This is a genomic window from Streptomyces sp. PA03-5A (genome assembly GCF_033792725.1).
Lineage (GTDB): Bacteria > Actinomycetota > Actinomycetes > Streptomycetales > Streptomycetaceae > Actinacidiphila.
The window spans coordinates 149,586-171,913 of record NZ_JARAVL010000005.1; the positions used below are offsets into that span (position 1 = coordinate 149,586).

The following is a 22,328-nucleotide window of genomic DNA, read 5'->3' on the forward strand; positions in this document are numbered from 1 at the left end:
GCGGCGACCCGGCCGCCGCCCCGTCCCGGTCGGGCACACGGGGGGCGGGGGCACGTCCGCGAGGTTCCGGGCGGCGCGCCGGGCCTGATCGTACCGGTTTGATACGCCGCCAAGTCGTCCGGGGTGCCCCGTGTCGCCCCGTACGCGCGGTGCGTGGTTGCGGTTGGGGGTTTCCCCACCGCCCGCCCTCCCTCCCTCCCCCAGCCTTCGGTCGGGGAGACCCCCACGGGCGCACCCCGCCACACCCCCTCCCGTTGTGGGGGCGCATGACGGCCGGTGGCGGCGAGTAAGGCACCTTCGGCAACCCCGGACCGCCTCCTAACCCACCACCGGCCGTTAGTCGCCCCCACAACGGGAGGAGGGGGTGTGGCGGGGTGCCCCCGCAGGCGACGAGCGGGGCACGCGGCGCCCAATTACGTAGGGCAGCGCCGCGAGCGCGGAGGTGGGGGTCCCCCCGGCCGAAGGCTGGGGGCGTACCCCGGCGCGGCACCGACCCCACACGTACGCAGCGAGGCGGTCACTGACCGCGCCGGGCAATCGGGAGGGCGGGCGGGTGGACGCCCGCCGCAGGCGCGAACGAGCCGCACACAACCACCGGGCAGCCCGGCGCAGCCGCCCGCAGGCGCAACGCACCCGCACACAACAACCGGGCCGCGCGGAGCGCGGATTGCGCCCGCCGGGTGAACGCGTGCGTCGATCAGCGTAGTGCGCCACGGGGTCCGGGTGCCCGCCCGGTTAAGAGTGGGGGGTACGCATCCGGAGGAGCAGCGCATGCCGCATGCCGCAGCGGGACCTCCCCGTCGGCCCCCCGCAGGGCCCGCAGGGGCCGCGGTCGGGCTTTTCGCGGCACTGGTGTGCCTGCTCCACGCGTTGTGCGCGCCGGGGGCCGCGGCACTGCAGCCGCCGGAGCGGACGGCGGCCGTCGCCGCCGCCACGGACGAACCCGGCAAGCAGATGCACCACCCCCCGGCGAGCGTCGGGCGGCGCACCGTCCCGCAGGCGGGCCCCCAGCAGCGTGCCGGGACCGTCCAGGGGCACGCCGCCGACATCGTCCACGACACCTGCCCCCCGGATCCGGTGGGCGCCGCGCTCCGCGGTCCCGCCCGGCACGTCGCCCCCGCGGGCAGACCCGACCACCTGCACCTCGTCCTGCGCTGCTGACGGCGCCCGGCCGTCGCCGCCCGCGCGGCGGCCCGCAGCCATGCCCGTCAGCAGGACGACAACCGCAGGAGGAGCCCCACCATGCCCGTGGACATCTACGCAGCCCTGGGCGCGATCGTGCGCGCCGAGGCGGTCCGCGACCGCGAGCGGCCGGTCGCCGCCGACCGGCCGGAGACCGCCCCCGAGCGGACGACGGCGCCGGACGCGGCCCCGCAGGAACCGAGGGAACTGACCGAACGCCACCACGAGTGACGCCCCGGCGGTCGCGCCCTGCCCGGTGCCGGGCGGGGCGCGCCGTACGGGGGAACCGCGGCGCGTGATGCCGCGTTTACCCCAGTGAGTGCGGCACGCGCCGCAGACGGAGGCGGGAAGATGTCCAATCGCGCGAAGGTCGCCGTCGGCGGCGTGGCTGTCGGCCTGATCCTGCTGTGGGTCCTGCCGACGTGGCTGGCCCTGCTGGTCATCGTGGGCGTCCCCGTGGCCGCCTACCTCACCCTGGACCCCTCCCAGCGGCGCAGGCTGCGCCGGGGCGGCAGGCGCCAGATCGGCAGGTGACGGTGTGCGGGGCGCGGTCGCGGCTCAGGTGACGGAGCCCGCGGCGGCGCCGGTCCTGAGGTCGGGGCCCCAGCGGTCCAGCGCGGCCTCCAGGTCGAGCGGGCGCGGGCCGCTGGGTTCCTGCTGCGTGGGCCAGTCCTCACGGGGGACGCGCCACATGACCTCGAACTCGTTCCCGTCGGGGTCCTTGGCGTACAGCGACTTCGACACGAGGTGGTCGCTGGAGCCGACCAGGGCGCCCCGCTCGGTGAGCAGTCGCGCGGTGTCGGCCAGTTCGCGGAGCGTGCCGACCTCCCAGGCCAGGTGGTACAGCCCGACGCGGCCCTGCTCGGGGCCGGGCGCGTCCGGGCCGATGGCGAAGAGCCCGAGGTCGTGGTCGTTGAGCGTGTCCTCGGCGCTGAGGAAGGCGGCGCGGCCGGGGATCTCCACGTCGACCTCGAAGCCGAAGACGGCGGTGTAGAACTCGACGGACCGCGTGACGTCACGGATGTAGAGCACGGCGTGGTTCAGACGGCGAACAGGCATGGCCCCAGGTTACGCGGCCATCATTGAAAGTTCAATGAATGCCTTCGTTAGAATGATCGCGCGATCGACCGACCGACCGAGGGGGAGCAGGGTGAACATGACCGCGACCGTCACCGCCGTCAGCCGCGACGAGGGACACCACTTCAGCAAGCCCACCCATGACAGGATCCGGCTGCTGACCGGGCTCGGCGTGGAGGGCGACGCCCACCTCGGGGTGACGGTGCAGCACCGGTCGCGGGTGGCCCAGGACCCGACGCAGCCCAATCTGCGCCAGGTCCACCTCATCCACGGCGAGCTCCACGACGAGCTGCTCACGGCCGGCTTCGAGGTCGCCCCGGGCGAGCTCGGCGAGAACGTCACCACGCGTGGCCTCGACCTGCTGGGCCTTCCCGTCGGGACGCGGCTGCGGCTCGGCGCGGAGGCCGTCGTCGAGGTGACCGGTCTGCGCAACCCCTGCCTGCAGATCGACGGCTTCCGGCAGGGCCTGCTCAAGCAGGTCGTCGGCCGGGACGAGCACGGCGCCGTCGTCCGCAAGGGCGGGATCATGGGCGTGGTGCTGCACGGCGGAGAGGTGCGGCCCGGCGACCCGATCTCCGTCGAGCTCCCCGAGGGGCCGCACCGTCCGCTCGAGCGGGTCTGACCTCAGGACAGCGCGCAGGAGTTGACCACGTCCCCGCTCGCCGGCCGGGGCACCGTGCGGTCCGCGGGCGGTGTCCTGCCCCGCTCCACCCACGACGTCAGCGCGTCGAACGCGGCCCGGTAGCAGGGCAGGATCGGGCGCAGCCGGTCCGGATACGTGTCGTACAGGCCGTCGACGTGGTTGCCGCCCTCGATCGTGTAGTAGCGGTGCAGCGCGCCCCGGCCCGCGGAGTCGATCATGCGCGCGTAGACGTCCGAGTCGGTCGCGATCGGCAGCAGCGTGTCCAGGGTGCCGTGCAGGGTGATCATCGGCTTGCCGATGCGCCCGGTGAGCGACACCCGGCCGACGGCCCGGTGCACGGCGGCCGGGCGCGCCGCGTAGTCGTAGTCGGCGTCCGAGGCGCAGGGCGCCAGGATCTCCGGCACGGTCGCACCCGCGCTCGCGCCCGGGCAGGCGGGGTCGTAGGAGGGGTCGAACTCGGCGCGGTACACCTTCTGGGTCAGGCCCCAGTAGGCCTGCTGGTGGTAGGCCCACAGGAACTGCGAGCCGGGCGTGAACCCGGCCGCCAGCAGGTCTGCATCGGTGGCCCGGCCCTGGGCGCGGGCCACCGTGACCGGGAGCGAGGTCAGCAGGTTGGGGCCGTCCGCCGTCCAGAGCGTGCCCTCCCAGTCCACGCCGCCGTCGTAGAGCGCCGGGTGGTGCTCCAGCTGCCAGCGGGTGAGGTAGCCACCGTTGGAGATGCCGGTCATGTACGTACGGTGCGGCGCGCGGCCGTAGCGGGAGGCCACCGCCGCCTTCGCGGCCACCGTGAGCTGGGTCGTGCGCCGGTTCCACTCGGCCATCGCGTCACCCGGGCGGCGGCCGTCGGTGTAGAAGTCCGGCCCGCTGTTGCCCTTGTCGGTGGAGGCGAAGGCGTAGCCCTGGGCGATCGCCCAGTCGGAGATCAGGACGTCGAGCGAGTACTGCTTGCGGGTGCCGGGCGCGCCGGTGACGATCAGGCCGCCGTTCCAGCGGTCCGGCAGCCGCAGCACGAACTGGGCGTCGTGCTGCCAGCCGTGCGTGGTGTTGAAGCCCGAGGTGTCGGCGAAGTAGCCGTCGACCTGTACGCCCGGCACGCCGGACGGGCGGGTGGTGCCGGCCGCCGCCAGGCCCGCCTGGTCGGCGGTGTCGGTGTACGCGGTGCCCGCCAGCGCGGTGGTCGTCATGTCGGGCAGGCAGGCCTTCTGCTGGTGCTCGGCGCCGGGCACGGTGACCCGGGCCAGCCGGGCGCAGTGCCCTGCCGTACCCGCGGCCGCCTCCGCACCGGCGGGGACCGCGGCGGCGCCGAGCGCGAGCACGGCGGCGGCGAGTAGGGGGACGCCTCTCCAGGGGCGCATGGGGAGCCTCCATTTGCACGTCGGGGATGGCTGCCGCCACATCGTGGCCGCCCGCACCCGGCGCGACCATGGGGTCGTCCCACGCCCGTACCGCCCGGCTCATGGGGCCGCGTGACATGCGTCACCGCCCGGGACGACGCTGCGCAGTACCCTTGGCCCATGCTCTTGCTCGTGCGCCGCCGTCATGTGGACTTCGTCCGCGTCACGAGCATGTCCTGTCGCCGCAGCGGCTGACCCCACCCCGCCCCTTTCCTCCCACTCGGCCCCGCGACGCCGCCCCACCAGGGCCCGTCGCGCAGCGCCCGGTCATCGCCGGCGTGCCGGGTCCTCACCCTGCGGACACCACACCATGACGCTCCAGCTTCCCGTGATCGACCTCTCCGCCGCGGACCGCGGCCCCCAGGCGCGCGCCCGGCTCCACCGCGAACTGCACTCCGCCGCCCACGAGGTCGGCTTCTTCCAGCTCACCGGCCACGGCGTGACCGCCGAGGAGACCGCCTCCCTGATGCGGGCGATCCGCGCGTTCTTCGCCCTGCCCGAGGCCGACCGGCTCGCCATCGGCAACCTGAACTCCCCGCACTTCCGCGGCTACACCCGCACCGGCGACGAGCGCACCGGCGGCAGCCAGGACTGGCGCGACCAGCTCGACATCGGCGCCGAGCGCCCGCAGCACGTCCCGGCCGCCGGCGAGCCCCCGTACTGGTGGCTGGAGGGCCCCAACCAGTGGCCCGCCGACCTGCCCGAGCTCCGCGAACTCTCCCTGGCCTGGATCGACCGGCTCAGCCGCGTCGCCCACCGGCTGCTGCACGAACTGCTCGCCGCCATCGGCGCCCCCGAGGACTTCTACGACGAGGCCTTCGCCGACGAGCCGCACCTGCACCTGAAGCTGGTGCGCTACCCCGGCACCGCCCCCACCGGCGGCGACCAGGGCGTCGGCGCGCACAAGGACTACGGCTTCCTCACCCTGCTGCTCCAGGACGAGGTCGGCGGCCTGCAGGTGGAACGCTCCGACGGCCGCTTCCACGACGTGCCGCCGCTGCCCGGCGCCTTCGTCGTCAACCTGGGCGAGCTGCTCGAGGTCGCCACCGACGGCTACCTCAAGGCCACCAATCACCGCGTGGTCAGCCCGGCCGGCGCCCGCGAGCGCTACTCCGTGCCCTTCTTCTACAACCCCCGCCTCGACGCGCGCGTGGCCCCGCTGCCGTTCGAGCACGCCCACCGCGCGCCCGGCGCCACCCGGGACCCGGCCAACCCGCTCTTCTCCGAGTACGGCCGCAACGAGCTCAAGGGCTGGCTCCGCGCCCACCCCGAGGTCGCCCGCAAGCACCATCCGGAGCTCGTCGCGGCGGCGGCCGTGCCCACCGGCTGAGACGCGCGGCCCGCGCCGCCCGCGGTTACCGTGCCTGCATGGACACGGCTCCGGCCGAGGACGGCACACTGCGGATCGGCGCACCGCCACGCTGGCTGCGCGTGCTCCCGGTCGCCCTGCTCGGCGTGCTGATCCTGGCCCAGGGGGTCACCCCCGGCGACGTCGAGCTCGGCGCCTACTACGCGGCGGTGGCCCCGCTCGCCGCACTCACCTACGGGGTGGCGGGCACCGCGGTCCTGGCCGCGGCCGTCGTGGTCGTCATGGAGCTCCCCGTGGTGGGCTCGGGGACGATCGTCGGCGCCGAACTGGGTGCCGTCGTCCTCATCGGCGCCCTCAGCGTGGTCATCGCCGCGGTGCAGCAGCGGTTCCGGGGCCGCCTGGTGCTGGCCCGGTCGGTGGCCGAGGCGGCGCAGCTCGCCGTCCTCGCCCCGGTGCCCGGCACCGTGGGGGAGGTGCGCTGCGCCGCCCTGTACCGGGCCGCGCAGCGCGGCACCCTGGTGGGCGGCGACCTGTACGACGTGCGGACCGGGCCCTACGGTGTACGGGCGCTGGTCGCCGACGTCCAAGGGCACGGCCTCGCCGCGGTCGGCACGGTCGCGGGGCTGCTCGGCGCCTTCCGCGAGGCCGTGCTCGACCAGCGGGAGCTGCGCGGTGTGGCGGGGCGCCTGGAACGGCGGCTCTCCCTGGACGCCGCCGGGAACAGCGAGTTGTTCGCCACCGTCCTGCTGCTGGAGTTCCCCGACGACGGGTCATGGGTACGGCTGGTCTGTCAGGGGCATCCGCCCGCACTGCTGCTGCGCGGCCGCGAGGTGCGGGAGCTGGAGTGCGATCCCGGTCCCCCGCTCGGGGCCGGACCGCCAGGACAGGCACCGGCCCTGCCGTCGGTGGTGACCCTGCAGCCGGGGGACGTGATCCTCGCGTACACCGACGGCGTCACCGAGGCGCGCGACGCCTCGGGCACCTTCTACCCGCTCGCCGAACGCCTCGCCGCCCGGCTGGCGGAGGGCGCCGGCCTCTCCCCGGAGGCGGTCGTCGACGCGGTCTGGGAGGACCTGCACCGGTACGCGGGCGCGGTGGGCGACGACGTCGCCCTGCTGGCGCTGGCGCCCCGCTGACGCGGGCGGAGCGTCAGCCCTTGCTCTTCGCGGCGCGCAGCGGGGGGCGGCCCTGCAGCCGGGCGGCCTCGGTGCGGATCTCCGGGAGCTTGGCGTACAGCTCCTTGCCGGGACAGTCGGTCATGTAGGCGTCGCGGTGGCCCGCGATGACGTGGAAGACCGCCTGCTTGCCCTTCTTGAAGCGGCTCTTGCTGCTGCTGGACACCAGGGTGACCTCGCCCCGGGGATCGATGTCGGACAGCCCGAGCTTCCAGGCGGCGATCCGGGCGATCGCCTCGGTCATCGCCTGCGGCACGCTGCCCTTGGCGTCGTAGGTGCCGATCGCGGCGATGCCCATGGTGTCCTTGTTGAAGCCGATCGAGTGGGCCCCCGTGACGGGGCGGTCGGAGCCGCCGGCGCGCCCCTCGTAGATCGTGCCGCACTTGTCGACGAAGAAGTTGTAGGCGACGTCGTCCCAGTGGCGGCTCTGGATGTGGCCGGAGTAGATGTCGCGGATGATCCGGGGTACGTCCGCGCACTTGTAGTCGTTGCCGCTGTCGGTGTGGTGCAGGAACACCGCCTTGACCGTGGTGCTGTAGTGCGGGGGCTCGGTGCGCAGCGACTCGTCGGCCCCCCAGCTCTTGCGCGGGACGATGGCGGGCTCGTGGGCCGGGTAGAGCGGGACGCGTTGCAGCCTGGCCCGGGCGGCCAGGTCGGGGAAGGGCATGAGCTGCGGGCTCGGCGCGGGGCGGGCGTGGACCGAGGGAGGGTCGGTGTGGATGATCGCGCTGTGCACCCCGAGGGCGGCCACGGCGACGACACCGGCCGTCCCCGCGGCGGTCGCCCAGACACGTGCCGCACGCCGCGGACGTCCGGCCGCGCGGCGGCGCGCGTGCTTGGCCGCACGGTGTGAACCCATGAAATGAACATCAGCTCATATGACCGGATCGCGTGGAGAGGACACGCCGGGCGGCCCGGGGACCTCACCCGGATGCCCTCCCCACCTCGGCCGGCCCGCTGCCGCGGGTACCTCCCGCGGCGCGGGTACGGTGCGCGGGTACGGTGTGCTACTCAGGTACGGCCCGTCCGAGCCGACCTTGCCCGGTGCGGCGTTGGCCCCGCCCAGGTCGAGGACGTACACGCGCAGGTTGCCCTTGCCGGGCGCGTCGACCGACAGGCTCCCGCCGCTCACGGTCCTCACCGCGCCGGTCACCGCGTCCTTGTACGTGCCCATGCGGGGGCTCCTCGGGCGAGGGCCGCCGGGGGCGGCGGCCGGTGCGGGTGAGGCAGGCCCTCGCGCGCGCCACGAAAGGAACAGCCGTGAGTTCCCTGCAAGTTGCTGCAAAAATCTTCATGAGGTTACTGGGACATGACAGGGCGGTAAAGAGGTCCCGCAGTGGGGGGCTCAGTAGTAGTCGCGCATCAGCTCGGTGGCCCAGGCGGGCTGGAACGCGGTGTCCAGCGGTCCGAACTCGGCCATCCACGGCTTGAGGTCGAGCACCGGCGTCCCGTCCACGGCGTCCAGCCCCGCGACGTGGACATCCAGCCCGTCGACGCGCAAGATCTTGCAACGCGACACACCCAGGCGGTTGGGCCGGTTCTTGCCGCGCTGGGCGAAGATGCCGATCAGTGGCCACCCGGTGTTCCCGCGCGGATGGCGTGCGCCGGTCTCCACCCGCTCCTCGGGGACCCGGTCGAAGTGGAAGACGACCTCCAGGTGGGAGAAGGTGTCCAGGCCGTACAGCGCCTCCGGGCCGAACTGCTCTCCGTCCAGCCGGATCACCGCCTCGACGCCGGCCCAGTCGTCGTCCTCGACCGGCACGCGGCCGCCGGTCACCCATCCCACCGGCCGTACCTCGATCGCCGTCATGTGCGCTCCTCCGCTTCCGCCGACGCGTTTCTAGCTGGTCACTATGTGAGACATGGGTATCACTTGGTGGACTCCGCTGGCTAGCGTGGAGGTCATGACGCGGGAATGGGACGCCACCACGTACGACAGCCTGCCGCTGCCCCACGTGCAGTGGGGCCGCGGGACCCTGGACCGCCTCGCGCCGCGCGGCGACGAGCGGGCGCTCGACCTCGGCTGCGGCACCGGACGCGACACGGAGGCGCTGCTCGACCTGCTCCCGCACGGCCGCGTCGTCGCCCTCGACGGCTCGCTACGCATGCTGGAGCAGCTCCGACGGCGCCTCGCCGGACGCCTGGACCGCGTCGAGGTCGTGCACGCCGACATCACCGGCCCGCTCCCCGTCACCGGCACGGTGGACGCCGTCACCAGCGTCGCCACCTTCCACTGGATCCCCGACCACGCCGCGCTCTTCCGCCGGGTCGCACGCGTCCTGCGCCCCGGCGGACGCCTCGTCGCCGAATGCGGCGGACTCGGCAACATCGCCGGCGTTTCGGCCGCCGTCGACGACGTCCTCGGCCCGCAGCCCGCCGTCTGGAACTTCGCGGGCGTCGAGGAGACCGAACGCCGCCTGCGGGACGCCGGTTTCACCGACGTCCAGGTCGCCCTCGTCCCCGACCCCGCCCGTCTCGAACCGGGCGCGCAACTGCTCGCGTACCTGGCCGTCGTCGTCCTCGGCGGACAGCTGGAACGCCTCCCCGGCGCGGAGCACGAGGCCTTCGTCCGCGCCGTGGCCGCGCGCCTGCCGGAGCCCGTCGTGGACTACGTCCGCCTGACGATCTCCGCGACGCGCGGCCCCGGGGGCACACGGGCGTGATCGGCGTGCCCGCCGGGTCCGTCACCGTCACAGTCGCCACGTGATGCGCAGTTCCGTCAGGTACCGCTTGACGACGCGGCCGCCGTAGCGGCCGTCGGCCAGCGCCCGGATGCAGGCGAGCAGGCCCTCCCGCCGCGCCGCGGGAAGGGCGCGGTGGTTGGAGTAGCTGAGCAGCAGGTCGAGGTACTCGGCCGTGGTGTACGGCAGTTCGCGCTCGTAGCGGTGGAAGACGGCCGGCCCGAAGCGCCCGGAGCGGTCCGTCTCCTCGCTGTCGGTGGGGACCAGGGCCGCCGCGCGCGGCCGCAGCCCCGGGGGCGTCGCCGGGTCGAAGCGCTCGTAGCACTCCTGCACGTCCGCGAAGAAGGCCCGGGTGCCGCCGTCCACGTGATGGGTGGCGATGACGGCCAGCACCCCGCCGGGCCGCAGCGCGTCGGCGCACTTGACGACCGCCACGGCGGGGTCGATCCAGTGGAACGCCGTGGCCGAGACGACCGCGTCGAACGGCTCCTCCGGGAGTGGCCAGTCCTCGAAGGCGGAGACGACCACCTCGACGCCCGGGAACCCGGCCAGCCTGCGCCGGGCGACCGCCGCCATCGACGGGCCCAGCTCGACGGCCGTGACGCGGAAGCCGCGCTCCGCGAGCGGCACGGTGGCCTGTCCGGTCCCGCAGCCGATCTCCAGCACGCGCGCGCCGGGGCCGAGCCCCGCCACCGCGGCCAGATCGTCGAAGAGCACGCCGGGATACCCCGGGCGGACCCGGTCATACAGCTCGGCGTCCTCGTCGAAGACGCCCCTCAGCGAAGTCGGGTCGGTCACCCGTCGAGACTAGGGCCCGGCGCCAGGCCGTGTCGTCACAGTCCCTCCCGCAGCCTTCGGCCGGGGGGTGGGGGAGCTGCTTCGACGACCAGGCCTAGTCGGGCGGCAGCGGAACGGCGGGACCCTGCGGCGACGGGAGGAGCACGTTCTGGACGTAGTCCTCGACCGCCGCGTCGAGACCCACGTCACGCTGCGCCCGCTCGGACATCAACCAGCGGTGCTCGAGCAGCTCGTGGTAGATCTGCGCGGTGTCCAGGGAGCCCCGCAGCTCGCGCGGCACGGCGCGGACCGTCGGCCGGAAGACGTCGCGGACCCAGCGGTGGGCCAGCACTTCGGGGCGGGCGCCCAGCGGGTCGCCGGGGGCGTAGTCCTCCTGGCCGGCCATCCACGTCTCGAGGTCGTTGAGGAGGCTGCGGGCCTGGTTCTCCTCGGCGTCCAGGCCGGTGAGGCGGAGCAGCTGCCGCTGGTGGTGGCCGGCGTCCACGACCTTGGGCAGGAACGTGACGTCGTCACCGTCGGGCGACCGCTGGATCTGCATCTCCGCGACGTCGAAGCCGAGGTCGTTCAGCCGCCGGATGCGCCGGTCGATGTAGTGCCGCTTGGCCACCGGGTACACCGACTCGCGGGTGAGCTCGTGCCACAGCTCGTCGTAGCGGTCGGCGATGGCCTGCCCGAAGGTGACCGGGTCCACGGACGGGTGCAGCGAGCCGCCCGCCTCCAGGTCCAGCAGCTCGCCGGCGATGTTCACCCGGGCCACCTCGATGTCGTACTCCCGCTGGCCGCGCGAGAGGCTGGGCTGGATCTGCCCGGTCTCGGCGTCCACCAGGTAGGCGGCGTAGGCGCCCGCGTCACGCCGGAAGAGGGTGTTCGACAGCGAGCAGTCGCCCCAGGCGAAGCCCGCCAGGTGCAGCCGGACCAGCAGCACGGCGAGTGCGTCCAGCAGCCGGTTGACCGTGCCCGGGCGCATCGTCGTCTCGAACATCGAGCGGTACGGCTGCGAGCCGCCCAGGTGGCGGGTGATCAGCACCGGCTCCAGCGGTTCGCCGCGGTCGTCGGTGCGGCCGGTGACGACGGCGAGGGCGTCGACCGCGGGTATGCCCATGCGGTCCAGGTCGCGCAGCAGCCCGTACTCGCGGACGGCCGCCCACTCGCCGACCTCCTTGACCGCCACCACCTCGTCGCCGGCCAGGGCGAACCGGACGACGTGCCGCGAGATGCCGCGCGGCAGCGCCACCAGGTACTCCTCCGGCCACTCCTCCAGCGGCACGTTCCACGGCAGGTCGAGGAGGGTCGCGGGATGGTCCGGGGAGGTCGCGGTGATCTGCAGGTCCATGGCGCCCAGTCTGCGGCAACGGGGTGATCGCGCGGGACACCGGGGCGGCGCATACGCTGCGGGGCATGAGGCAACGGCTTGTGGTCATCGGCGGGGACGCCGCGGGCATGTCGGCGGCGTCGCAGGCGCGCAGGAGGAAGGGGCCCGACGAACTGGAGGTCGTCGCCTTCGAACGCGGGCGCCGCACCTCCTACTCCGCCTGCGGCATCCCGTACTGGATCGCCGGGGACGCCACCGGCCCCGACAAGCTGATCGCCCGCACGCCCGAGAAGCACCGGGCCCACGACATCGACGTGCGGCTCGGCACCGAGGTCGTCGAGATCGACCGGGACCGCGGCCGGGTGCGCACCCGGGACGTCTTCGAGGCGGAGGGATGGACGGAGTACGACCAGCTCGTCATCGCCACCGGCGCCGTGCCCAAGCGCCCCCCGATCCCCGGGATCGACGCCGGGGGCGTGCACGGCGTGCAGATCCTCGACGACGGCGAGGACATCCTGGACGCCCTCGACAACAGGCCCGTCAGTACCGCCGTCGTGGTCGGCGGCGGCTACATCGGCGTGGAGATGGCCGAGGCCATGCTGCGGCGCGGTCTCCGGGTCACCCTCGTCGAAGCCTCCGAGCAGCCCATGGCGACCCTCGACCCGGACATGGGTCGGCTCGTGCGGGAGGCCATGGAGGGCCTCGGCATCACCGTCGTCACCGGAGCCCCGGTGCGCGAGGTGCTCACCGGGGCGGACGGCCGGGTCCGCGCGGTGGCCACCGACCAGGGCGAGTACCCGGCGGACGTGGTCGTGCTCGGGCTCGGCGTCGCCCCCAACACCGGCCTCGCCCGCGACGCGGGGCTGCCGCTGGGTGCGCACGGCGGGCTGCTCACCGACCGTGCGATGCGTGTGCGCGGGGAGGAGGCGGTCTGGGCGGGCGGGGACTGCGTGGAGGTCCTCAACCTGGTCTCCGGCGGGATGCAGCACATCGCGCTGGGCACCCACGCCAACAAGCAGGGCCGGGTCATCGGCACCAACATCGGCGGCGGCTACGCCACCTTCCCGGGCGTCGTGGGCACGGCCGTCAGCAAGGTCTGCTCCCTGGAGATCGCCCGTACGGGACTGAAGGAGTCCCAGGCCCGCGCCGCCGGGCTGCAGTACGTCACCGCGGTCATCGAGTCCACCAGCAGGGCCGGCTACTACCCCGGCGCCGCGCCGATGACGGTCAAGGCCATCGCGGAGCGGCACACCGGACGGCTGCTCGGACTGCAGATCGTCGGCCGCGAGGGCGCGGCCAAGCGCGTGGACATCGGTGCCGTGGCGCTCACCGCGGGCATGACCGCCGAGCAGATGACCGGGCTCGACCTGGGCTACGCCCCGCCGTTCTCCCCGGTGTGGGACCCGGTCCTGATCGCCGCGCGCAAGGTCGACGGGAAGGTCCGCGCGGACGGCCCGGACGCCTGAGCTGCGACCGGGGGCGGCGCTCAGGCGGGCCGTACGGCCAGCTTCTCCAGGCCCTCCAGCAGGCTGGGGAGTTCCGGCCCCCGGCCGACCGGCAGCACCTCGCCGGGCTCCTCGTCGAGCAGCACGAAGGCGATGTCGTCGGTGCGGGCCACCAGGCTCCAGCCCTCGCCGTCCACACGCAGGGTGCGTACGCCCTCGCCCGCCGCGGTCGAGCGTATGCGGCCGGGCGGCGGGGGCGTACGGAGATACTCCTGGGCGGCCTCCAGCGCGCGCCGCACCCCGGGGTGGATGCCGTCGGCGGCGGGAGCCGTGGCAGCCGTGGCCCCTGTTCCTTCACCCGACTCGTTCTCCGTGGGCTCCTTCTCCGTGCCGTCGGGCGCGGAGTTTGTGACGGTCGCGGCGGATGTGTCCGAGCTGCTGGAGCTGTCGGCGCCGTCCGGGGAGTCGGGCTCGTCCCCGGCGTCGAGCTGTTCCCGCCAGATCCGCCACTGGAGGGCTATCTCGTCGGCCCCCAGGCGTCGCTGCGCCGGCCCCCACGTCCCGGTGTCGGGCGGTGAGAGCGGCGGGCCGTCCTCGGCCTCGGGCGGATCGTGCGGAGCGGGCACGCCGGGCGCGGCCACCGCGACCGGCAGCGGCCATCCGGGCAGCGCGGCGACGACCGAGCGCTCGTCGGGGGAGAGGTCGTACTCCAGCCCGCAGTCCCACGCGGCGAGGGCGCACGCGACCAGCGCGGTGTCGCTGATCGCGACCGTCCACCGGGCGCCCGTCCCGTCCTGGCCGAAGACGAGGCCGTAGCCGTCGTCCGCCGGTTCCAGCCCGAGCTCGGCGCACGCGGCCGGATAGTCGTCGGCCAGGACGCCCGGGAACTGCGCGGGCGTCAGCATCGCCGCGGTGAGCACGAACAGCGCGTCGTCGTCCGTCGCGGACACGGGGCATCCCCTCTCCAGTGAGTTCTCAGTGGTGGGCGCACCCTAACCACCCGGTAACACCCGCGTCGAGACCGGGGCGTGCCCTGTGGAAAACCGTTCGGTGGCCGGATCGCCGGCCCCTACGCTGACGCCATGGCCAACTCCCTTGCCCACCAGGGCGGCCGCCCGTGAGGAAACGGCGCCGACGCCTCCGCTTCGACGGGCGCGAGTTCCTCTGGACCGCGCGCATCGGGCACGCCGATCAGCCCGACGGCACCTGCCGCCGCGTCGTCTCCGTCCGCGTCACGGACGGGGCGGCTCCCGGCGGCCGTGCCCTCGCCGCCGATCTGGTGTCGGCCTCGGAGCCCGGTCCGTGGGGATACTGCGTCACCGACACCGCCCACCCGACTCCTCGCGACGTCCGCCTGCTCGTCGAGCACGCGCTGGCCGTCGGCTGGGAGCCCGGCGCGCACGGCCCCCCTCTCGTGCTCACCGCGGAGAGCGGCGACCCGGGCCTTCCGGGGTTCCGGCTGCCCGCGGGCGGGAACGCCCCTGGGTGAGAGGGGTGATGCGGATGGCCACCTGGCTCCGGAGGTTCACCGCGGCGCGGACGCCGGGGAGGCCCGCGAAGCCCCCGCCGACGCCCGGGGCGGAGCCCTCACGCCGGGCATCACGCGAGCGCAACCTCTTCGAGGCGGCCGCCGCCCATGTCGCGGCCTCCGTCGAGGGGGACGAGGAGGCGCTCGAGGCCGCTGCGGCGCGCGTCGCGCCGGAGGCGCTGATGTTCGGGATCGGTGAACTCGCACGGCGTGCCGTCGCGGTGCTCGCCCAGGAGCGTGGCGTACCGCCGCGGGCGGTCGCCCGGTCGCTGCTCGGCCTCCCCGAAGCGTGAGGCGTCCGCCGCCCTACCGGGCCCGGGCCGTCACAAGCGGCCTTCCACGGCCGGGGTGACCGCGGTCTCCCGCGGACCGTACCCGGGGAGGAAGAGCCGCATGGAGCAGGGGTCCTCGGCCGCCACGCCGACCTCGACGCCCCAGTAGGCGCTCAGCCGGCCGGCGACGTCGACCAGCCGCCGCCGTTCCTCGGGCGAGTAGGCGGGGAAGCGCACCCAGCCGCGGTCGGAGACGGCGCGGCCGAGGTCGTTGAAGAGCGTGGTCCGCGCGCGCTGTTCCTCCTCGTCCGTCAGTGGGGTCGGGTCCCCCTCGCGGGGTACCAGCCGGACGTTGTACAGCTCTCGGGTCACGCGCGGCCTCGCAGTTCTCCTCGGTCGGACGTGCCGCAGGCTACCGTCCCCGCCGCGCCGGCCGGACCCGCCGGGGCCGCACTCAGGACCCCAGGGCGTCCAGGGTGCTGCGCAGCCGGCCGAGGCCCGCCCGCGTGGTGACCGGTGCGATCGTCAGGAAGCCCCGCCGGAACGGGTCGTCGAGCTCCTCCGCCCCCAGCGGGCGGTCGCCGTCGTGGAAGAAGCTCGTGGGTTCCTCCAGGACGGCGAGCCGGCGACGCAGCACCGCGCTGTGCAGGGAGGGGTCGTCGAGATGGCGCAGGAGGGCGAGGAACGTGAACCAGCGGTTCTCGTCGGGGATGTCGGCGGCGTCCGGCTCCGCGAGCCGCCGGCGCAGCTCGGCGCAGCCCTCGGTGGTAGCGGCGATGCCCTTGCGCAGCTCATAGCCATCCGCTGGACCGGGACACCCGGGACCGGCCCCGCGCTCGTCTATGTGCACGGGCTGGGCGCGGCCTGTCCGTCTACTTCGCCCACATAGCGGCGGATCCGGCCCTCACCGGGCGGCGTTCCCTCCTCGCCGACCTGCCGGGCCACGGCATCAGCGACCGGCCCGCCGCCTTCGGCTACACGCTGGAGGAGCACGCGGACGCGCTCGCCGCGGCACTCGACGCCGTCGCGACGGGCCGGCCGGGGTGGTCGGCCACAGCATGGGAGGCACCGTGGCGATCGTCCTCGCCGCGCGCCGGCCCGATCTGGTGGCGCGCCTGGTGCTGGCGGAGGCGAACCTCGACGCGCGTCCGCGCGCGACGGCGGGCAGCAGCGGCATCGCGGCCTTCACCGAGGAGGAGCTCGTCCATGGCGGAGGCTTCGCCCGCGTCCTATGGCGGGTCGGCCCGCACTGGGTCGCCGCGATGCGCCTGGCCGACCGCGTCGCCCTGCACCGCACCGCCTCGCCACTGCTGCGGGGAGCGATCCGGTCATGCGTGAACTGCTGTTCTCGTCGCCCGTTCCGCGCACCTTCCTGCAGGGTGAGCCGAGCGGTGACCTGAGCGGCCGGGCGGGGCTGGAGGCCGCCGGGGTGTCCGTCGTGATGGTCCCCGGCGCCGGTCACACCATCATGTTCGACAACGCCTACGCCTTCGTCGAGGCCATCGCGAGGAACCGCTCGTCGGTGTCGGTGTAGGAGGTCAGGGTCCACCCCGAGGACTCCAGCAACGGCCTTAGGGTGGGCTCGGCGCGCAGGTCGTCCGGGGTCAGCTCGCGGCCCTGCCGGGCGGCCAGCGCCGCCCGTCCGATCGGGTGGAAGAGCGCCAGCCGGCCGCCGGGCCGGGTGACCCGGGCCAGCTCCCGCAGACAGGCCCGGGGGTCCGGCAGGTGCCCGATCAGCCCCGCGGCGAAGACGGCGTCCAGTGTGGCGTCGCGCAGCGGCAGCTGGGCGCAGTCGGCCAGCAGCAGGGCGCCGTGCTCCCGGCGCCCGGCCCGTACCGCCGCGGCCAGCATCTCGGGCGTCAGATCGGCGCCCAGGACCGTCCCGGACGCCCCCACGGCCGCGCGCAGGAAGGGCATCGCCCGGGCCGTGCCGCACCCCGCGTCGAGGACCGTCTGGCCCTCCCGCAGGCCCAGTTCGGCGACACCGGAACGGTAGACGGGGGCGTCGTCGGGGTAGCGGGTCTCCCAGTCGGCGGCGCGGGCGGCGAAGAACGCGCGGATCTGCGCGGGGTCGGTGTGCACGACGGTCCACCTCCGGTTCGGGGCGCGCGCCGGGGCGCACGGGACGCGGGGCATCATGGTCGCATGATCCCGTTCCGTTCCGTCGCCCTCTTCGTGCTGGCCGCGCTGCTGGAGATCGGCGGCGCCTGGCTGGTCTGGCAGGGGCTGCGCGAGCACCGCGGATGGGCGTGGATCGGGGCCGGGGTCATCGCCCTGGGCCTGTACGGGTGCGTCGCCACCCTCCAGCCGGACGCCGAGTTCGGCCGCATCCTCGCCGCCTACGGCGGGGTGTTCATCGCGGGCTCGCTCGCCTGGGGGATGGTGGCGGACGGCTACCGGCCCGACCGCTACGACGTGGTGGGCGCGCTGGTGTGCCTGGCGGGCGTGGGGATCATCATGTACGGGCCACGCAGCGGCTGAAACACGCTTCCCGCGTACAGGTTCGTGCCGCACGCGATCGCCGGGGGCCGCATCCGGAAAGCACGCGGTCAAATAAGGCAGGGTTCCGTCATGGCCCGAGCGTGCGACCACCCCCGCACTAGCGTCCCGGGGCCATGGGACACATCGACCACGCCGCCTTCGGCTGGCTGACCCCGCTGCTCTCGTACGCCATGGCGTGCGTCGGCGCGGCGCTCGGACTGCGCTGCACCGTACGGGCCCTGGCCGCGACCGGCCGCTCCCGGCGCAACTGGCTGATCACCGCCGCGAGCGCCCTCGGCACCGGGATCTGGACGATGCACTTCGTCGCCATGCTCGGCTTCCGCGTCACCGGCACCGAGATCCGCTACAACGTCCCCCTGACCGTCCTCAGCCTCGCCGTCGCCATGGTCGTCGTCGGCCTCGGCGTCTTCGCCGTCGGGTACGGCCACGGCCGCTTCCGGGCCCTCGCGATCGGCGGCCTCACCACGGGTGTCGGTGTGGCCAGCATGCACTACCTGGGCATGGCCGCCGTACGCCTTCATGGCGCGGTGTCCTACGAACCGTGGCTCGTGGCGCTGTCGGTCGCCATCGCCTGGGCCGCCGCGACCGCCGCGCTGTGGGCCGCGCTCACCATCCACCGGCCCGTGGTCGTCGCCGGCGCCTCCCTGGTGATGGGCGCGGCGGTCAGCAGCATGCACTACACCGGGATGCTCGCCGTGCACGTCCGGGTCCGGCCCTCGGCGGAGGTGCTGACCGGCTCCGGCGCGACAGCGTTCCTGTTCCCCCTCATCGTCGGCCTCGGCTCCTACCTCTTCCTCACCTCCGCCTTCGTCGCGCTCTCCCCGACGGCGAGGGAACACATCGCCTCCGCGACCGCCCAGCGCATCGGCGAGGGTGCCCTGTGACGCCGCCACGGGGCCGCAGAGCGCACGCGGGACTCCCCGCGGACGAGGAACCGTCCTCCCGCGCCACCGACGGCGGACGGAGCGGCGGGGCGGCGGACCGGCTGAGCCTGCGCCCGAGGACCGTGCGCGCGAAGATCGTGTCGCTCCTCATGGTGCCCGTCGTGTCCCTTATGGCGCTGTGGGCCTTCGCCGCTGTCACCACGGCCCAGGACGTCTCCGGTCGGCTGCGTGCCCAGCGCATTGCAGAAACGATCCGTGAGCCGGTCGCCGACACCGTGACCACCCTGCAGGCCGAACGCCGTGCCGCCGCCCGCTACCTGGCCCGGCCCACCACCGAGGCCGCCGCCGAACTGAGCAGACGCGCCACGGCCACCGACCGTGCCGCCGCCCTGCTCCAGCTGGGCGGCGGCCACACGGTCGCCGACGGCACCGGCCTGCCGGGCACCGCCGCGGTGCGCGTCCGGACCTTCGTCGGCGACCTGGAGCGCCTGCGCAGGCTGCGCCCGGGCATCACCCAGGGAGCAGCGGACTGGCGGCAGACGTACCGCGCCTACACCGACGCCGTGACCGACGGATTCGCGATCGGCGGCGCCCTTTCCGCGGGACGCGGCGAGCGTGCCGCCCTGGAGATCGGCCGTGCCGCGGAACAACTGTCCCGCGAGGACGCGCTGCTCGCCGCGGCCGCGCTCACCCGCGGCCTGCCCACGGACCGTTACCGCGACCTGAGCGGTGCCGTCACCGCCCGCCGCGCCCTGCTCGCGGGTGCCACGGCCGACCTCGGCGGTGCCGGCCGCAGCGCCTGGGTGCGGCTGGCCCGCTCCACCGCGTACACGGACCTCGAGGCCATGGAGGACGCCGTCCTCGACGCCGGACCGGGCAAGGCCGCCGTGGACGGCGCGAGCCTCGCCCCATGGGACCGGGCCACCGGACAGGTGCTGTCCGGGCTGGAGAAGTCCGCCAAGGCCGCAGCACCCGCCGACCGACCCCTCGCGCACGGCCTGTTGAGCACCTCGGGCATCGCCGTCCTGCTCGGCCTCCTCGGCGTCGTCGCCTCCCTCTTCATCTCCGTACGGATCGGCCGCGGTCTCGTCGTCGAACTCGTCGGCCTGCGCAACACCGCGCTCGAACTCGCCCGCCGCAAACTGCCGCGCGCCATGCGGCGGCTCCGCGCCGGCGAGGAGATCGACCTCGGCAAGGAGGCGCCCCTCGGCAGGCACGGCGCCGATGAGATCGGCCAGGTCGCCGAAGCCCTGGCCACCGTGCAGCGCGCCGCGCTGCGCGCCGCCGCGGAACGCGCCGAACTGGTCAACGGGGTCTCCGGCGTCTTCGTCAACCTCGCCCGCCGCAGCCAGGTCCTGGTGCACCGTCAGCTGGCGCTGCTCGACAGCATGGAACGGCGCACCGAGGATCCGGGCGAGCTGGAGGACCTGTTCAAGCTCGACCACCTCACCACCCGTATGCGGCGGCACGCCGAGGGCCTGATCATCCTCTCCGGCTCCGCTCCCGGCCGTGCCTGGAGCAAGCCCGTACCCCTCACCAACGTGGTGCGCGCCGCGGTCGCGGAGGTCGAGGACTACGCCCGCGTCGAGGTCCGCAGGCTCCCCCTCGCGGCGGTCGTCGGCTCCGCGGTCGCCGACCTCACCCACCTGATCGCCGAACTCGTCGAGAACGCGACCCAGTTCTCCCCGCCCCACACCAAGGTGCGCGTCTACGGCGAGCAGGTCGGCAACGGCTACGCCCTGGAGATCGAGGACCGTGGGCTCGGCATGGGCAAGGAGGCCATGGCCGAGGCCAACCGGCGCATCGCCCAGACCCAGGCGCTCGACCTGTTCGACAGCGACCGGCTCGGCCTGTTCGTCGTCAGCAGGCTCGCCCGGCGGCACGACGTCAGGGTCTCCCTGCGCTCCTCCCCGTACGGCGGCACCACCGCCGTCGTCCTGCTGCCCACCGCCCTGCTCGACATGAGGGCGCCCGAAGCCCGCGCCCCACGGGGCGCCGGGACGGGGGGCGCGGCGTCCGGCCCGCACGGAACCCGCCAGGGGTCCGCGGAGGTCCCGCCCCTGGTGGCGGCCTCCCCGCGCGGCGACGGCGACGGGCCGCCGCTTCCCTCCGCGCCCCGTTCCGTTCGTCCGCCGGAGCACGGGGCGTTGCCCGCGCCCGCGCCCGTATCCGTGCCCGCGCCCGTATCCGTGCCCGCACCGGCCCGCGGCGCGGCGCCCGCTCCCGCGCCGGTGGGCGCCCCTGCGGGCACGCCTCCCGCCGAGGGCGGACTCCCGCGCCGCGTACGCCGTGCGAGCCTCGCCCCGCAGCTGCTGGAGCCCCGAGCACCCGAACGCGGCCCCGGGCCGCAGGACACGGGGCAGGACGTCCCGGAGCGGACCGCCGAGCAGGCGCGCTCGACGATGGCCGCGTTCCGCCGCGGCTGGATCCGCGGCGGCGGCGCCGGAGCCCGTGACACCGCCGACGGGGAACCCGGACCCGCCGGCCCGCGCCCCCTGCGGCCCGCCCCGCAGCCCGGCGGCACCCGGCCCGGCCCGGGAGGGCCGGGTCACCACGACGGTCCGGACACGACGCCCGGGGACGGCGAGCAGGACCACGCCCGCACCTCGGCCAGGGCACCCCGCGAAGGAGAGCACGGATGATCGACGCATCGAACCGGTCCGGTGAACTGGACTGGCTGCTGGACGACCTCACCGACCGGGTGGACAACGTCCGCCACGCCGTGGTGCTGTCGGGCGACGGCTTGGCCGTGGGCTCCTCCCGCGGGCTGACCCGGGAGGACGCCGAGCACCTGGCGGCCGTCGCCTCGGGCTTCCACAGCCTCGCCAAGGGCGCCGGACGCCACTTCGCGGCCGGCCAGGTCCGGCAGACCATGGTCGAACTCGACCACGGCTTCCTCTTCGTGGCGGCCGCCGGCGAGGGCTCCTGCCTCGCGGTGTTCACCGGCGCGGGCGCCGACGTCGGCCTGATCGCCTACGAGATGGCGCGCCTGGTCAAGCGCGTGGGCGAGCACCTGCACACCCCGCCGCGCCTCGGCGCCGCCGGCCCGGCCGCCGGCTGACCGGCGCACAGGTGATGAACGGCGCGCACCCGCGGAGCCCGGACGGCCACTGGTACGACGACGCGGCAGGGCCCCTGGTGCGCCCGTACGCCATGACCGGCGGCCGCACCCGGCCCGGTACGGCCGTCGCCGCCCTGGACCTCATCGCCCTGGTGCTCGCCGAACCCGGTGCCGCCGACGACCCCACGCTGGAGCCCGAGCACACCGCGCTGCTCGTGCTGTGCCGGGAAGAGCCCCTGTCGGTCGCGGAGCTGGCGGCCGACGCCGACCTGCCGGTGGGCGTCGTACGCGTCCTCCTCGGCGACCTCCTGACGCTCGGCAGCGTACGGGTGAGCAATCCCGTACCGCCGGCGCACCTACCCGACGAGCGCATCCTGCGAGAGGTGATCAATGGACTCCGGGCACTCTGAGACGCCGGTCATGGCCCTGAAGATCCTCATCGCGGGGGGCTTCGGGGTCGGCAAGACCACCATGGTGGGCGCGGTGAGCGAGATCCGGCCGCTGCGCACCGAGGAGCAACTGACCGAGGCCGGGCGTCACGTGGACGACACCGGGGGAGTGGAGCGGAAGTCCACCACCACCGTGGCGATGGACTTCGGCAGGATCACCATCAGGGCGGGTCTGTCCTTGTACCTCTTCGGCACCCCCGGCCAGGACCGCTTCTGGTTCCTGTGGGACGAGCTGTCGCAAGGTGCGCTCGGCGCTGTCGTGCTCGCCGACACCCGTCGCCTGGAGGACTGCTTCCCCGCCGTGGACTTCTTCGAGCACCGGAAGATCCCGTTCGCGGTCGCCGTCAATCGTTTCCCCGGCGCGCTGGAGCACCGCCCGGAGGACATCTCACGCGCCCTCGACCTGCAGGACGGCACCCCCGTCGTCCTCTGTGACGCACGGGACCGCGCATCGGGCAAGGAGGTGCTGATCGCCCTCGTCGAGCACGCCGGGCGGATGCACGCGGCACGTCTGCTGGAGTCGGTGCGCTGACGCTCCGTGGAGCGGCGGGGCACCTTAGCAGAACGGCGCCGCCGAAAAAGGAATTCACAGTGCATTGAGAGGCAGCCGAACCGC

The 22,328-nt window shown here is 74.5% G+C and carries 26 protein-coding genes and 2 pseudogenes; 17 read left to right on the plus strand and 11 right to left on the minus strand.

All coding sequences use genetic code 11. From position 1 onward, the window contains the following. Window positions 1–771: 771 nt before the first annotated feature. The 3 genes from PV410_RS07940 (at window position 772) to PV410_RS07950 (ending at window position 1,716) form a co-directional block, all read left to right on the plus strand. Window positions 772–1,161: a hypothetical protein gene (locus PV410_RS07940; RefSeq protein WP_500323217.1), complete on the plus strand. Its 390-nt coding sequence runs from the start codon at window positions 772–774 to the stop codon at window positions 1,159–1,161. Window positions 1,162–1,242: 81 nt separating this feature from the next. After that, complete coding sequence (locus tag PV410_RS07945) at window positions 1,243–1,413, plus strand: hypothetical protein (RefSeq protein ID WP_499515428.1); 171 nt, start codon at window positions 1,243–1,245, stop codon at window positions 1,411–1,413. A 120-nt stretch (window positions 1,414–1,533) separates the two neighbouring features. Beyond that, window positions 1,534–1,716 carry a tail-anchor membrane protein gene (locus PV410_RS07950; RefSeq protein WP_500323219.1) on the plus strand — a complete coding sequence of 61 codons (183 nt, stop codon included), beginning with the start codon at window positions 1,534–1,536 and terminating at the stop codon, window positions 1,714–1,716. 24 nt (window positions 1,717–1,740) lie between these two features. Here the strand turns inward: PV410_RS07950 and PV410_RS07955 are convergent, their stop codons facing one another. Beyond that, window positions 1,741–2,241: a VOC family protein gene (locus PV410_RS07955; protein ID WP_500323221.1), complete on the minus strand. Its 501-nt coding sequence runs from the start codon at window positions 2,239–2,241 to the stop codon at window positions 1,741–1,743. A 97-nt stretch (window positions 2,242–2,338) separates the two neighbouring features. On the opposite strand from PV410_RS07955, the gene PV410_RS07960 reads away from it, so the two are divergent. Further along, window positions 2,339–2,881: an MOSC domain-containing protein gene (locus PV410_RS07960; protein ID WP_500323223.1), complete on the plus strand. Its 543-nt coding sequence runs from the start codon at window positions 2,339–2,341 to the stop codon at window positions 2,879–2,881. A gap of 2 nt (window positions 2,882–2,883) precedes the next feature. On the opposite strand, the gene PV410_RS07965 is transcribed toward PV410_RS07960, so the two are convergent. Then, window positions 2,884–4,257, minus strand: coding sequence for a tannase/feruloyl esterase family alpha/beta hydrolase (locus PV410_RS07965; protein ID WP_500323225.1), 1,374 nt, complete (start codon window positions 4,255–4,257; stop codon window positions 2,884–2,886). A 349-nt stretch (window positions 4,258–4,606) separates the two neighbouring features. Between PV410_RS07965 and PV410_RS07970 the strand changes: the two genes are divergently transcribed. Both PV410_RS07970 and PV410_RS07975 read left to right on the plus strand, forming a co-directional pair. Next, a complete protein-coding gene (locus PV410_RS07970; RefSeq protein ID WP_500323226.1) occupies window positions 4,607–5,626 on the plus strand; it encodes an isopenicillin N synthase family dioxygenase in 1,020 nt (339 codons plus the stop codon). Window positions 5,627–5,664: 38 nt separating this feature from the next. After that, on the plus strand, window positions 5,665–6,741 hold the full coding sequence (locus tag PV410_RS07975) for a PP2C family protein-serine/threonine phosphatase (protein WP_500323227.1): 1,077 nt from the start codon (window positions 5,665–5,667) through the stop codon (window positions 6,739–6,741). A 13-nt stretch (window positions 6,742–6,754) separates the two neighbouring features. On the opposite strand, the gene PV410_RS07980 is transcribed toward PV410_RS07975, so the two are convergent. From PV410_RS07980 to PV410_RS07990, 3 genes are all read right to left on the minus strand, one after another. Then, window positions 6,755–7,639 carry a peptidoglycan recognition protein family protein gene (locus PV410_RS07980; RefSeq protein ID WP_500323228.1) on the minus strand — a complete coding sequence of 295 codons (885 nt, stop codon included), beginning with the start codon at window positions 7,637–7,639 and terminating at the stop codon, window positions 6,755–6,757. A 15-nt stretch (window positions 7,640–7,654) separates the two neighbouring features. Next, window positions 7,655–7,954: a hypothetical protein gene (locus PV410_RS07985; protein WP_500323419.1), complete on the minus strand. Its 300-nt coding sequence runs from the start codon at window positions 7,952–7,954 to the stop codon at window positions 7,655–7,657. Between the two features lie 171 nt (window positions 7,955–8,125). Next, a complete protein-coding gene (locus tag PV410_RS07990) occupies window positions 8,126–8,590 on the minus strand; it encodes an SAM-dependent methyltransferase (protein WP_500323230.1) in 465 nt (154 codons plus the stop codon). Window positions 8,591–8,684: 94 nt separating this feature from the next. Here PV410_RS07990 and PV410_RS07995 point away from each other — a divergent pair, with 94 nt between their 5' ends. Continuing rightward, window positions 8,685–9,443: a class I SAM-dependent methyltransferase gene (locus PV410_RS07995; RefSeq protein WP_500323231.1), complete on the plus strand. Its 759-nt coding sequence runs from the start codon at window positions 8,685–8,687 to the stop codon at window positions 9,441–9,443. Window positions 9,444–9,470: 27 nt separating this feature from the next. Here the strand turns inward: PV410_RS07995 and PV410_RS08000 are convergent, their stop codons facing one another. Both PV410_RS08000 and PV410_RS08005 read right to left on the minus strand, forming a co-directional pair. Then, the gene (locus PV410_RS08000; RefSeq protein WP_500323232.1) at window positions 9,471–10,259 is read right to left on the minus strand and encodes a class I SAM-dependent methyltransferase; all 789 of its coding nucleotides are present in this window, start codon (window positions 10,257–10,259) and stop codon (window positions 9,471–9,473) included. A gap of 94 nt (window positions 10,260–10,353) precedes the next feature. Further along, window positions 10,354–11,592 (minus strand): DUF4032 domain-containing protein, encoded by a 1,239-nt coding sequence (locus tag PV410_RS08005; protein WP_500323234.1) that lies wholly within the window; start codon window positions 11,590–11,592, stop codon window positions 10,354–10,356. 65 nt (window positions 11,593–11,657) lie between these two features. On the opposite strand from PV410_RS08005, the gene PV410_RS08010 reads away from it, so the two are divergent. After that, the gene (locus tag PV410_RS08010) at window positions 11,658–13,037 is read left to right on the plus strand and encodes an FAD-dependent oxidoreductase (RefSeq protein ID WP_500323235.1); all 1,380 of its coding nucleotides are present in this window, start codon (window positions 11,658–11,660) and stop codon (window positions 13,035–13,037) included. A 20-nt stretch (window positions 13,038–13,057) separates the two neighbouring features. On the opposite strand, the gene PV410_RS08015 is transcribed toward PV410_RS08010, so the two are convergent. Then, a complete protein-coding gene (locus tag PV410_RS08015; RefSeq protein WP_500323408.1) occupies window positions 13,058–13,921 on the minus strand; it encodes a hypothetical protein in 864 nt (287 codons plus the stop codon). Between the two features lie 212 nt (window positions 13,922–14,133). On the opposite strand from PV410_RS08015, the gene PV410_RS08020 reads away from it, so the two are divergent. Together PV410_RS08020 and PV410_RS08025 are read left to right on the plus strand one after the other, a co-directional pair. After that, window positions 14,134–14,505 (plus strand): hypothetical protein, encoded by a 372-nt coding sequence (locus PV410_RS08020; RefSeq protein ID WP_500323237.1) that lies wholly within the window; start codon window positions 14,134–14,136, stop codon window positions 14,503–14,505. A 14-nt stretch (window positions 14,506–14,519) separates the two neighbouring features. After that, window positions 14,520–14,837 carry a hypothetical protein gene (locus PV410_RS08025; RefSeq protein WP_500323239.1) on the plus strand — a complete coding sequence of 106 codons (318 nt, stop codon included), beginning with the start codon at window positions 14,520–14,522 and terminating at the stop codon, window positions 14,835–14,837. A gap of 30 nt (window positions 14,838–14,867) precedes the next feature. Here PV410_RS08025 and PV410_RS08030 read toward each other — a convergent pair whose 3' ends face one another. Both PV410_RS08030 and PV410_RS08035 read right to left on the minus strand, forming a co-directional pair. After that, window positions 14,868–15,188: a hypothetical protein gene (locus PV410_RS08030; RefSeq protein ID WP_500323240.1), complete on the minus strand. Its 321-nt coding sequence runs from the start codon at window positions 15,186–15,188 to the stop codon at window positions 14,868–14,870. A gap of 82 nt (window positions 15,189–15,270) precedes the next feature. Then, a pseudogene (locus tag PV410_RS08035) lies at window positions 15,271–15,585 on the minus strand (PadR family transcriptional regulator); the annotation flags it as partial. A gap of 30 nt (window positions 15,586–15,615) precedes the next feature. On the opposite strand from PV410_RS08035, the pseudogene PV410_RS08040 reads away from it, so the two are divergent. Continuing rightward, window positions 15,616–16,350: pseudogene (locus tag PV410_RS08040) on the plus strand (alpha/beta fold hydrolase). Here the strand turns inward: PV410_RS08040 and PV410_RS08045 are convergent. After that, on the minus strand, window positions 16,299–16,955 hold the full coding sequence (locus tag PV410_RS08045; protein WP_500323242.1) for a class I SAM-dependent methyltransferase: 657 nt from the start codon (window positions 16,953–16,955) through the stop codon (window positions 16,299–16,301). The pseudogene PV410_RS08040 and the gene PV410_RS08045 overlap by 52 nt on opposite strands. Before the next feature lie 6 nt (window positions 16,956–16,961). Between PV410_RS08045 and PV410_RS08050 the strand changes: the two genes are divergently transcribed. The 6 genes from PV410_RS08050 (at window position 16,962) to PV410_RS08075 (ending at window position 22,244) form a co-directional block, all read left to right on the plus strand. Next, a complete protein-coding gene (locus PV410_RS08050; RefSeq protein ID WP_500323243.1) occupies window positions 16,962–17,297 on the plus strand; it encodes a YnfA family protein in 336 nt (111 codons plus the stop codon). A gap of 134 nt (window positions 17,298–17,431) precedes the next feature. Beyond that, a complete protein-coding gene (locus PV410_RS08055) occupies window positions 17,432–18,202 on the plus strand; it encodes an MHYT domain-containing protein (protein ID WP_500323244.1) in 771 nt (256 codons plus the stop codon). A gap of 149 nt (window positions 18,203–18,351) precedes the next feature. Then, the gene (locus tag PV410_RS08060; protein WP_500323410.1) at window positions 18,352–20,844 is read left to right on the plus strand and encodes a sensor histidine kinase; all 2,493 of its coding nucleotides are present in this window, start codon (window positions 18,352–18,354) and stop codon (window positions 20,842–20,844) included. Then, window positions 20,841–21,263 (plus strand): roadblock/LC7 domain-containing protein, encoded by a 423-nt coding sequence (locus tag PV410_RS08065; protein WP_499515451.1) that lies wholly within the window; start codon window positions 20,841–20,843, stop codon window positions 21,261–21,263. Before PV410_RS08060 ends, PV410_RS08065 begins: the two co-directional genes overlap by 4 nt. A gap of 14 nt (window positions 21,264–21,277) precedes the next feature. Next, on the plus strand, window positions 21,278–21,673 hold the full coding sequence (locus PV410_RS08070) for a DUF742 domain-containing protein (RefSeq protein WP_499515452.1): 396 nt from the start codon (window positions 21,278–21,280) through the stop codon (window positions 21,671–21,673). Then, entirely contained in the window at window positions 21,654–22,244 is a 591-nt protein-coding gene (locus PV410_RS08075; RefSeq protein WP_500323245.1) for a GTP-binding protein, read from the plus strand. Before PV410_RS08070 ends, PV410_RS08075 begins: the two co-directional genes overlap by 20 nt. Window positions 22,245–22,328: the final 84 nt, after the last annotated feature.

Bases quoted from the DNA above. Each gene is read 5' to 3' on its own strand.
- PV410_RS07940 (WP_500323217.1), top strand. From the start codon at position 772: ATGCCGCATGCCGCAGCGGGACCTCCCCGTCGGCCCCCCGCAGGGCCC.
- PV410_RS07945 (WP_499515428.1), top strand. From the start codon at position 1,243: ATGCCCGTGGACATCTACGCAGCCCTGGGCGCGATCGTGCGCGCCGAG.
- PV410_RS07950 (WP_500323219.1), top strand. From the start codon at position 1,534: ATGTCCAATCGCGCGAAGGTCGCCGTCGGCGGCGTGGCTGTCGGCCTG.
- PV410_RS07955 (WP_500323221.1), bottom strand. From the start codon at position 2,241: ATGCCTGTTCGCCGTCTGAACCACGCCGTGCTCTACATCCGTGACGTC.
- PV410_RS07960 (WP_500323223.1), top strand. From the start codon at position 2,339: ATGACCGCGACCGTCACCGCCGTCAGCCGCGACGAGGGACACCACTTC.
- PV410_RS07965 (WP_500323225.1), bottom strand. From the start codon at position 4,257: ATGCGCCCCTGGAGAGGCGTCCCCCTACTCGCCGCCGCCGTGCTCGCG.
- PV410_RS07970 (WP_500323226.1), top strand. From the start codon at position 4,607: ATGACGCTCCAGCTTCCCGTGATCGACCTCTCCGCCGCGGACCGCGGC.
- PV410_RS07975 (WP_500323227.1), top strand. From the start codon at position 5,665: ATGGACACGGCTCCGGCCGAGGACGGCACACTGCGGATCGGCGCACCG.
- PV410_RS07980 (WP_500323228.1), bottom strand. From the start codon at position 7,639: ATGGGTTCACACCGTGCGGCCAAGCACGCGCGCCGCCGCGCGGCCGGA.
- PV410_RS07985 (WP_500323419.1), bottom strand. From the start codon at position 7,954: ATGGGCACGTACAAGGACGCGGTGACCGGCGCGGTGAGGACCGTGAGC.
- PV410_RS07990 (WP_500323230.1), bottom strand. From the start codon at position 8,590: ATGACGGCGATCGAGGTACGGCCGGTGGGATGGGTGACCGGCGGCCGC.
- PV410_RS07995 (WP_500323231.1), top strand. From the start codon at position 8,685: ATGACGCGGGAATGGGACGCCACCACGTACGACAGCCTGCCGCTGCCC.
- PV410_RS08005 (WP_500323234.1), bottom strand. From the start codon at position 11,592: ATGGACCTGCAGATCACCGCGACCTCCCCGGACCATCCCGCGACCCTC.
- PV410_RS08010 (WP_500323235.1), top strand. From the start codon at position 11,658: ATGAGGCAACGGCTTGTGGTCATCGGCGGGGACGCCGCGGGCATGTCG.
- PV410_RS08015 (WP_500323408.1), bottom strand. From the start codon at position 13,921: ATGCTGACGCCCGCGCAGTTCCCGGGCGTCCTGGCCGACGACTATCCG.
- PV410_RS08025 (WP_500323239.1), top strand. From the start codon at position 14,520: ATGGCCACCTGGCTCCGGAGGTTCACCGCGGCGCGGACGCCGGGGAGG.
- PV410_RS08045 (WP_500323242.1), bottom strand. From the start codon at position 16,955: ATGATGCCCCGCGTCCCGTGCGCCCCGGCGCGCGCCCCGAACCGGAGG.
- PV410_RS08050 (WP_500323243.1), top strand. From the start codon at position 16,962: ATGATCCCGTTCCGTTCCGTCGCCCTCTTCGTGCTGGCCGCGCTGCTG.
- PV410_RS08055 (WP_500323244.1), top strand. From the start codon at position 17,432: ATGGGACACATCGACCACGCCGCCTTCGGCTGGCTGACCCCGCTGCTC.
- PV410_RS08060 (WP_500323410.1), top strand. From the start codon at position 18,352: ATGGTGCCCGTCGTGTCCCTTATGGCGCTGTGGGCCTTCGCCGCTGTC.
- PV410_RS08065 (WP_499515451.1), top strand. From the start codon at position 20,841: ATGATCGACGCATCGAACCGGTCCGGTGAACTGGACTGGCTGCTGGAC.
- PV410_RS08070 (WP_499515452.1), top strand. From the start codon at position 21,278: ATGAACGGCGCGCACCCGCGGAGCCCGGACGGCCACTGGTACGACGAC.
- PV410_RS08075 (WP_500323245.1), top strand. From the start codon at position 21,654: ATGGACTCCGGGCACTCTGAGACGCCGGTCATGGCCCTGAAGATCCTC.